The organism is Pseudomonas sp. YL2 (genome assembly GCF_023063025.1).
Lineage (GTDB): Bacteria > Pseudomonadota > Gammaproteobacteria > Pseudomonadales > Pseudomonadaceae > Aquipseudomonas > Aquipseudomonas putida_A.
Genome location: NZ_JAJSLU010000018.1, coordinates 136865 through 146287, shown reverse-complemented (window position 1 = coordinate 146287; position 9423 = coordinate 136865). Strand labels below are relative to the sequence as shown.

At 61.1% G+C, this 9423-nt stretch carries 9 protein-coding genes and 1 tRNA gene; all 10 read right to left on the bottom strand.

The features are described 5' to 3' along the window. Positions 1-123: 123 nt before the first annotated feature. Positions 124-199, bottom strand: a tRNA-Val gene (locus LVD08_RS22735). A 168-nt stretch (positions 200-367) separates the two neighbouring features. Beyond that, the gene (locus LVD08_RS22730) at positions 368-1144 is read right to left on the bottom strand and encodes an SDR family oxidoreductase (RefSeq protein WP_027611540.1); all 777 of its coding nucleotides are present in this window, start codon (positions 1142-1144) and stop codon (positions 368-370) included. Next, on the bottom strand, positions 1141-2352 hold the full coding sequence (locus LVD08_RS22725; RefSeq protein ID WP_247269313.1) for an O-succinylhomoserine sulfhydrylase: 1212 nt from the start codon (positions 2350-2352) through the stop codon (positions 1141-1143). Before LVD08_RS22725 ends, LVD08_RS22730 begins: the two co-directional genes overlap by 4 nt. An 80-nt stretch (positions 2353-2432) precedes the next feature. Further along, positions 2433-3938 (bottom strand): amidophosphoribosyltransferase, encoded by a 1506-nt coding sequence (purF, locus tag LVD08_RS22720; protein ID WP_003226416.1) that lies wholly within the window; start codon positions 3936-3938, stop codon positions 2433-2435. 41 nt (positions 3939-3979) lie between these two features. Further along, positions 3980-4540, bottom strand: coding sequence for a CvpA family protein (locus LVD08_RS22715; RefSeq protein ID WP_045122548.1), 561 nt, complete (start codon positions 4538-4540; stop codon positions 3980-3982). Positions 4541-4638: 98 nt separating this feature from the next. After that, positions 4639-5304, bottom strand: coding sequence for an SPOR domain-containing protein (locus LVD08_RS22710; RefSeq protein WP_097088670.1), 666 nt, complete (start codon positions 5302-5304; stop codon positions 4639-4641). After that, positions 5288-6595, bottom strand: coding sequence for a bifunctional tetrahydrofolate synthase/dihydrofolate synthase (folC, locus tag LVD08_RS22705; RefSeq protein WP_247269312.1), 1308 nt, complete (start codon positions 6593-6595; stop codon positions 5288-5290). Before folC ends, LVD08_RS22710 begins: the two co-directional genes overlap by 17 nt. Further along, the gene (gene accD / locus LVD08_RS22700; protein ID WP_027611535.1) at positions 6592-7512 is read right to left on the bottom strand and encodes an acetyl-CoA carboxylase, carboxyltransferase subunit beta; all 921 of its coding nucleotides are present in this window, start codon (positions 7510-7512) and stop codon (positions 6592-6594) included. The genes folC and accD overlap by 4 nt, the downstream gene beginning before the upstream one ends. 200 nt (positions 7513-7712) lie before the next feature. Then, positions 7713-8357, bottom strand: coding sequence for a phosphoribosylanthranilate isomerase (locus LVD08_RS22695; RefSeq protein ID WP_247269311.1), 645 nt, complete (start codon positions 8355-8357; stop codon positions 7713-7715). A 64-nt stretch (positions 8358-8421) separates the two neighbouring features. Continuing rightward, entirely contained in the window at positions 8422-9246 is an 825-nt protein-coding gene (truA, locus tag LVD08_RS22690; RefSeq protein ID WP_247269315.1) for a tRNA pseudouridine(38-40) synthase TruA, read from the bottom strand. Positions 9247-9423 lie beyond the last annotated feature (177 nt).

The window sequence follows — 9423 nt, the reverse complement described above, 5'->3', positions numbered from 1 at the left end:
GGACGGGACTCGAACCCGCGACCCCCGGCGTGACAGGCCGGTATTCTAACCGACTGAACTACCGCTGCGCGTCGGTGGAGGCACTTTCAGCCTACCTCTTGCTTTCGCAAGTTTCTCGGGGAGTGGTGGGTGATGACGGGATCGAACCGCCGACATTCTGCTTGTAAGGCAGACGCTCTCCCAGCTGAGCTAATCACCCGTTTGCATCTCCGAGGCCGCGAAATTTACGCAGGTAGCGAACCTAAGTCAATAGCAGGATTGAAGTTTTTCTGAAAAAGACGAAATTGCTTCATTCCCTGAAGAAAGCAACAACCCTGAAACCGCTATCGCGAGCAGGCTCACTCCCACAGGTTTGCGGCTTCGCTTCTTAGTCCGTGTAAATCATCTTCTTGGTCATGCCGCCATCCACGACGAATTCCTGCCCAGTGACAAACCCGGCATTGCGCGACAACAGCCACGCGACCATCGCCGCCACATCCTCGACCGTCCCTACCCTGCCCGCCGGATGCTGCGCATGATCGGCATCGGCCAGCGGCTCGGCTCGACGCGCAGAAGGATCCCGCGCATCAATCCAGCCAGGGCTGACCGCATTGACGCGAATCTCCGGCCCAAGGCTGATCGCCAACGCATGCGTCAGCGCCAACAACCCGCCCTTGCTCGCCGCATACGCCTCGGAATCAGCCTCTGACTGCCGTGCACGGGTCGAGGCCAGATTGACGATCGAGCCGTTGTGCGCGCGCAGATACGGCGCACAGTGCTTGGCCAGCAGCATCGGCCCGCTGAGATTCACCGCCAGCACCCGATTCCAGTACGCCAGATCGAGACTTTCCAGGGTGATGTTGTGCGGGTCGGCGACTGCCGCGTTGCATACCAATGCATCGAGACGACCGAATTGGCCCAGCACTTCGGCAACGCCGAGCGCGACCTGACTTTCATCCGCCACGTCCATGGCGATGAACCAGGCATTCTCGCCCAGCACCTTCGCCACTTTCGAACCGCGCACACGATCGAGATCAGTCAACACCACTTGCCAGCCTTCGCTGATCAACCAGGCCGCGATACCCAAACCGATGCCGCGCGCAGCACCGGTAACCAGCGCCACGCGGCCATGGGTGCCCGCCTTCGGAGTAGACAACTCGATCACAACGCCGCCAGACCGCGCGACAGATCAGCCTGCAGGTCCGCCACGTCTTCCAGACCGACCGCGATGCGGATCAGGCTGTCACGAATCCCTGCTGCTTCACGCTCCTGTGGCGCCAGACGGCCATGGGAGGTGGTGCTCGGATGAGTGATGGTGGTTTTGCTGTCACCAAGGTTGGCGGTGATCGAGATCAACCGGGTGGCATCGATAAAGCGCCACGCGCCCTCTTTGCCGCCCTTGACCTCGAAACTCACCACCGCGCCGAAGCCCTTCTGCTGACGCTGGGCCAGTTCATGCTGCGGATGGCTCTTGAGACCGGCGTAATGAACCTTCTCGATACCGTCCTGCTGCTCCAGCCATTCGGCCAGTTGCTGGGCGTTGGCGCAGTGCGCCTTCATCCGCAGATTCAGGGTTTCCAGGCCCTTGAGGAAGATCCACGCGTTGAACGGACTCAGTGTCGGCCCGGCGGTGCGCAGGAAACCGACAACTTCTTTCATCTGCTCGCTGCGACCAGCCACCACACCGCCCATGCAACGGCCCTGACCGTCGATGAACTTGGTCGCCGAATGCACGACGATGTCCGCGCCGAGTTTCAGCGGCTGCTGCAAGGCAGGCGTGCAGAAGCAGTTGTCGACCACCAGCATCGCGCCTTTGGCGTGAGCGATTTCCGCCAGCGCGGTGATATCCACCAGTTCAGCCAGCGGGTTGGACGGCGACTCGACGAACAACAGCCTGGTGTTCGGCTTGATCGCCGCATCCCAAGCCGAGAGATCGGCCAGCGGCACGTAGTCAACTTGCACACCGAAACGCTTGAAGTACTTCTCGAACAGGCTGATGGTCGAACCGAACACGCTGCGCGACACCAGCACGTGATCGCCGGCACTGCACAGGCTCATCACCACCGCCATGATCGCGGCCATGCCCGTGGCGGTGGCGACTGCTTGTTCAGCGCCTTCCAGCGCAGCGATACGCTCTTCGAACGCGCGCACGGTCGGGTTGGTGTAGCGCGAGTAAACGTTGCCCGGCACTTCCCCGGCAAACCGCGCGGCCGCGTCGGCAGCGGTGCGGAACACGTAGCTGGAAGTGAAGAACATCGGATCACCGTGTTCGCCTTCCGGCGTACGGTGCTGACCGGCACGTACGGCCAGGGTATCGAACGCTACGCCTTCGAGGTCGCTGTCCAGCCGACCGGCATCCCATTCCTGACTCATGCTGTCACTCCTTGCCCTGTTCTGAATAAATAAAAGTCTTTTGCCAGATACAAAACCGGCCCCTCAGGGCCGGTAGAAACTCAGTTGTTGTACAGATCGATGATCGCACTGACCGCCTGGGTCTTGACCTTGGAGGCATCGTTGCGTGCCTGCTCGATCTTGTCCAGGTAAGCCTCGTCGACGTCGCCGGTGACGTACTTGCCGTCGAACACCGCGCAATCGAAGTTTTCAATCTTGATCTTGCCGCCACCGACCGCTTCGATCAAGTCAGGCAGGTCCTGATAGATCAGCCAGTCAGCGCCGATCAGATCCGCCACATCCTGAGTCGAGCGATTGTGCGCGATCAGTTCGTGAGCGCTCGGCATGTCGATACCGTAAACGTTCGGGAAGCGTACGGCCGGAGCCGCCGAGCAGAAGTAGACGTTTTTCGCGCCTGCTTCGCGGGCCATCTGGATGATCTGCTTGCAGGTGGTGCCGCGTACGATCGAGTCGTCGACCAGCATCACGTTCTTGCCGCGGAATTCCAGTTCGATGGCGTTGAGCTTCTGGCGAACCGACTTCTTGCGCGCCGCCTGGCCCGGCATGATGAAGGTCCGGCCGATGTAGCGGTTCTTGACGAAGCCTTCGCGGAATTTCACACCCAGGTGGTTCGCCAGCTCCAGCGCGGCGGTGCGGCTGGTGTCCGGAATCGGGATGACCACGTCGATGTCGTGCTCCGGACGCTCGCGCAGGATCTTCTCTGCGAGTTTCTCGCCCATGCGCAGACGCGCCTTGTACACCGACACGCCGTCGATGATCGAATCCGGACGCGCCAGGTAGACGTGTTCGAAAATGCACGGGGTCAGGGACGGGTTGGTCGCGCACTGACGGGTGTGCAGCTTGCCGTCTTCAGTGATGTAGACCGCTTCGCCCGGGGCCAGATCGCGGATCAGGGTGAAACCGAGCACGTCCAGAGAAACGCTTTCGGAAGCGATCATGTACTCGACGCCTTCGTCGGTGTGACGCTGACCGAACACGATCGGACGAATGCCGTGCGGGTCACGGAAACCGACGATGCCGTAACCGGTGATCATCGCCACCACCGCGTAACCGCCGACGCAACGGTTGTGCACGTCGGTCACGGCGGCAAACACGTCTTCTTCGGTCGGTTGCAGCTTGCCGCGCTGGGCCAGCTCATGAGCGAACACGTTGAGCAGCACTTCCGAGTCGGAACTGGTGTTGACGTGACGCAGGTCGGATTCGTAGATCTCCTTGGCCAACTGTTCAACGTTGGTCAGGTTGCCGTTGTGCGCCAGGGTGATGCCGTAAGGCGAGTTGACGTAAAACGGCTGCGCTTCGGCCGAGGTCGAGCTGCCGGCAGTCGGGTAACGGACGTGACCGATACCCATATGGCCGACCAGGCGCTGCATGTGACGCTGCTGAAACACGTCACGCACCAGACCATTGTCCTTGCGCAAGAACAACCGGCCATCATGGCTGGTCACGATACCGGCAGCGTCCTGGCCGCGGTGCTGGAGCACGGTTAGCGCGTCATACAGCGCCTGATTGACGTTCGACTTACCGACGATACCGACGATGCCACACATGCGACGCAACCCCTACTTAATGGATCTGAACTGAACAACACTCACTGAGGCGTTTTGGCCGACGGCAAGAGTTGCTCCTTGAACGGAATATCAGCGGGTACGCTGATTCCGCTGGCAAGCCACTGACTGCTCCACCCGAGAATCAGGTTTTTGGACCAGTCGGCGACCAATAGAAACTTTGGCACGAGCTGTGATTCTTTCCACCACCCGTCCTGCTGTACCGGCCCCAGGCTCAAAAGCCCGACTGCCACGACCACCAGCAACACGCCACGCGCCGCGCCGAAGGCCATGCCCAGGAATCGATCGGTGCCGGACAATCCGGTCACGCGCACCAACTCGCCGATAAGATAATTGATCATTGCGCCCACGATCAGCGTGGCGACAAACATGATGGCACAGCCCGCGATCACGCGAGCCGATGGGGTTTCGATGTATCCGGCGAGGTACTCGGACAGTGAGCCACCGAACATCCAGGCAACCGCTCCTGCAATGATCCAGGTCACCAGCGATAATGCTTCCTTGACGAAGCCGCGGCTCAAACTGATCAAAGCGGAGATGGCGATGATTGCAACGATCGCCCAGTCAACCATGGTAAATGGCACAGTGCAGCCTACAGACGGATAAGGCGGCGCATTTTAGCAGAGCGCACCGCTGTCGGTAAGCTGCGATTTTCAGTGCATTTCAATCGAATCGATAGATCCTAGCCGCGCTCGGGCTGGAAGCGCACGACAAACCCCTTGAGGTTCTGCTGGCGACTCAACAGATCACGCAGACGATCGGCCTCGGCACGCTCGATCAGCGGACCCACGAACACCCGGTTCTTGCCGTCGGCGGAACGGATATAAGCGTTGTAGCCCTGACTGCGCAGGGTTTTCTGCAGGCTTTCGGCGCTGGCGCGACTCGACAGGCTGGCCAGTTGCACCGACCAGCTGACCGACAGACCGTTGGCATCGACGCGACTTTGCGTGGTGTCAGGTTTCGATGCAGCAGCAATTGGCTGAGCAGGCGCCGGAATCGGCTTGGCCACCGCAGGCGGCGCAGTCGGCTTGGCGATTGCTATGGGCGCCGTTGGGGCCGGGGTTGGGGCCGAGGCCGCCGCGACTGGAGCAGCAGGCGCAGTGTCTTCTGCGACTTCTTCATCCGCTGGCACCGGTTCTTGCGGCAAAGCCTGCGGCTCAGGCACGGCCACCGATTCCATTTGCACCTGCGGCATCGAAGGGGCTTGCGGCGCGGCAGGCGCCTCGACCGTCACTTGACGTTGCTCGTCCTGGCGGGAAAACAGCATCGGCAGGAAAATCACCGCCAGTGCCACCAGCACCAGGGCGCCAACCATGCGCTGCTTGTACGCTTTATCCAGCAAAGCCATTTGCCGCTTCCTCCGTGGAGCGCCGGGCCAGCCATTCAAGGGCCTCGGCGACACAATAAAATGATCCGAACAACAGAATCTCGTCGTCGCTGGTCGCCACTGCGCACTGCCCTTCCAGCGCCGCTGCGACACTGTCATAGGACGTGACGGACGCGCCAAGGTTCTGCAACCCGGCGTGCAATTCGCTGACCGGGCGCGAACGCGGCGAATCCAGCGGCGCGACCGCCCAATGCTGGACACTAGCATTCAATTCGCCGACAACACCATCCAGATCCTTGTCGGCCAGCAAGCCGAACACCGCCAGGCGCTTGCCTACCGGCGGCCGACTGGCCAGGCGCCGCGCCAGATACTCCGCCGCGTGCGGGTTATGCCCCACGTCCAGCAGCAGGTTCAGGCGCCTGCCATCGAATTCGAACGAGCGGCGATCCAGCCGGCCGACCACACGAGTGGCCTGCAAGGCAGCAACAATTTGCGACCGATTCCACGGCAAGCCGAGCAGCAGATATGCCTGCAAGGCCAGCGCGGCGTTTTCCATCGGCAGATCGAGCAGCGGCAAATCATGCAATTCGACCACCTGACCCTGGGCGTCAGTGCCGCGCCATTGCCAGTGGTGATCAGTGATCCCCAGATCGAAGTCGCGCCCGCGCAGAGAGAATGGGCACGCCAACTCGCGGACCTTGTCGAGCAGCGGTTGCGGAGGATTCAGGTCGCCGCACAGCGCGGGCTTGCCCTGGCGGAAAATCCCGGCTTTCTCGAAAGCCACGGATTCGCGGGTATTACCCAGGTAATCAGCGTGATCGACGCCAATGCTGGTGACCAGCGCGATATCGGCGTCCACCACATTGACCGTGTCCAGACGCCCGCCCAGACCGACTTCCAGCACCACAGCGTCAAGTTTTGCCTGTTGAAACAGCCAGAACGCCGCCAGGGTGCCCATTTCGAAATAAGTCAGGGAAGTGTCGCCACGCCCGGCCTCCACCGCAGCGAAGGCCTCGCACAGCTGCGCGTCAGTGGCTTCGACGCCATTGAGCTGCACCCGCTCGTTGTAACGCAGCAGGTGCGGAGAATTGTAGACACCCACGTTCAGGCCCTGCGCCCGCAGCAATGACGCCACGAAAGCGCAGGTCGAACCCTTGCCGTTGGTGCCGGTGACCGTAATCACCCGAGGCGCAGGCTGGCCCAGTCCCATGCGGGACGCTACCTGTTGCGAACGCTCCAGCCCCATGTCGATGGCCGATGGATGCAACTGCTCAAGGTAGGCGAGCCACTCGCCAAGGGTACGCTCGGTCATACGTTGGCAGGCACCGGTGGAACGACGATTGGCTCGACAGGCGCGGCGACGTAGGTCGGAGTCGGCTGGCCGGTCAGTTGCGCCAGCAGATTGCCCAGGCGCGGACGCAGTTCACGACGATCGATGATCAGATCGATCGCGCCATGCTCCAGCAGGAACTCGCTGCGCTGAAAGCCTTCCGGCAGTTTTTCACGCACGGTCTGCTCGATCACGCGCGGACCGGCGAAGCCGATCAGTGCCTTTGGCTCACCGACGATCACGTCGCCGAGCATCGCCAGACTGGCGGAAACGCCGCCGTAGACCGGATCGGTCAGCACCGAGATGAACGGAATGCCTTCTTCACGCAGACGCGCCAGTACCGCCGACGTCTTGGCCATCTGCATCAGCGAGATCAGCGCTTCCTGCATGCGCGCACCACCGGAGGCGGCGAAGCAGATCATCGGGCAACGGTTTTCCAGGGCGTAGTTGGCGGCGCGCACGAAGCGCTCACCGACGATGGCGCCCATGGAACCGCCCATGAAGCTGAATTCGAATGCCGACACCACCACCGGCATACCCAGCAGGGTGCCGCTGACGGAGATCAGCGCGTCTTTTTCGCCGGTCTGCTTCTGTGCAGCGACCAGACGGTCCTTGTACTTCTTGCCGTCGCGGAATTTCAGACGGTCAACCGGCTCCAGATCTGCACCCAGCTCGTTGCGGCCTTCGGCATCCAGGAAGATGTCGATACGCGCCCGTGCGCCGATGCGCATGTGGTGGTTGCACTTGGGGCAAACGTCCAGGGTCTTTTCCAGCTCAGGGCGATACAGCACAGCCTCGCAGGACGGGCATTTGTGCCACAGACCTTCAGGCACCGAGCTCTTCTTGACCTCCGAACGCATGATCGAAGGGATCAGTTTGTCTACCAACCAGTTGCTCATGCTTTCTTTCTCCAGTACCGGCGGCCCGAACGCTCTGGTTCGCAGCCCCGCGTATGCCCTTCAGCTAAATTCATGTGTGTGGCGATGGTTGATGGAACGCCGCGGTCAGCGCGAAACATGACCTGCGTGCAACTCCAGAAACCCTCAGCCTCGCCTGCTTTGTGCAAGTGCATTGATGGACGGCGGCAGTTCGCCAGCCGTCACATCGAAGTAGACGCTCCCTGCGAGCGGCTACGTACGGCATTGATGAACGCGCGGATCTTCGCATGATCCTTGATGCCCTTGCTCGCTTCTACCCCGCCGCTGACATCGACCGCGTACGGTTTGACCCGGGCCACAGCGTCGGCGACGTTTTCCGGGGTGAGGCCACCGGCCAGGATCAGCGGCTTGCTCAACGCTTGCGGAATCAAAGACCAGTCGAACGCCTCGCCGGTTCCGCCCGGCACGCCTTCGACGTAAGTGTCGAGCAGCACGCCACTGGCACTCGGATAGGCATCGACGGCAGCGGCGATGTCGTCGCCAGCCTTGACCCGCAATGCCTTGATGTACGGACGATGCCAGCCTTCGCACTGTTCAGCGGTTTCGTCGCCATGGAACTGCAACAGGTCCAGCGGCACGGCATCGAGGATTTCCCCCAACTCGCAGCGGCTGGCATTGACGAACAAGCCCACCGTCGTCACGAACGGCGGCAAAGCCTGAATGATCGCCCTCGCCTGCTGCACATTCACTGCACGCGGGCTCTTGGCGTAGAACACGAACCCGATCGCATCCGCCCCGGCCTCGACCGCTGCCAACGCATCTTCTATGCGGGTAATCCCGCAGATCTTGCTGCGAACGGCTGACATATCGAGAAAAACTCCGCGTCAAATTCGGGAAAGTCCCGGATGGTAACAAAAGCGCTCGAGGGCGTCAGCCGTCAAGTTCCGAGAAACCCGTAAGGAAATGTGGCCCGATAAAACGCTCGGGCAACGGAAATTCATCGTGATACTCGACCTGCACCAGATACAACCCGTACGGATGCGCTGTCACGCCACCGGAACGGCGCTCGCGGCTTTCCAGCACTTCCTTCATCCACTCGACCGGGCGCTCGCCAGCACCGATGGTCATCAACACACCGGCAATGTTGCGCACCATGTGGTGCAAAAAGGCGTTGGCGCGGATATCGAGCACGATCATCTTGCCGTGACGGGTCACGCGCAGATGATGCATTTTCTTGATCGGCGACTTGGCCTGACACTGGCCGGCGCGGAACGCACTGAAATCGTGGGTGCCAATCAGATATTGCGCAGCTTGCGCCATGCGCTCAACGTCGAGTGGGCGGTGGTTCCAGGTGATCTCTTCGTTGAGATGCGCCGGACGAATCTGATCGTTGTAGATCACATAGCGATAACGCCGGGCGATGGCTTTGAACCGCGCATGGAAATGCGCCGGCATCACCCGCGCCCAGCTGACACTGATGTCGTGGGGCAGATTGATATTGGCGCCCATCACCCAGGCTTTCAGCGAACGATCGACTGGCGTGTCGAAATGAACCACTTGTCCGCAAGCATGCACCCCGGCATCGGTACGCCCGGCGCACTGCAGCGAAATCGGCGAATTGGCGACTTTCGACAAGGCTTTTTCGAGCTCTTCCTGCACCGTGGCCACGCCGGTCAACTGACGCTGCCAGCCGCTGTAGCGCGAGCCTTTGTATTCGACGCCAAGCGCGACGCGGTAAAAGCCGTCGGGTGCCATTTCGGCGACCGGGTTATCTATGTTTGCCAAGGAGGGACAGCCTGCTGATGTACAAAGGCGGGCATTATAAGGCTGTGAGTCGGGGATGCCAGTCAGTTCTGTGTTGACCGATCCGGCCTCTTCGCGAGCAAGCCCGCTCCCACAGGTAGAGCACATTTCAAATGTGGGAGCGGGCTT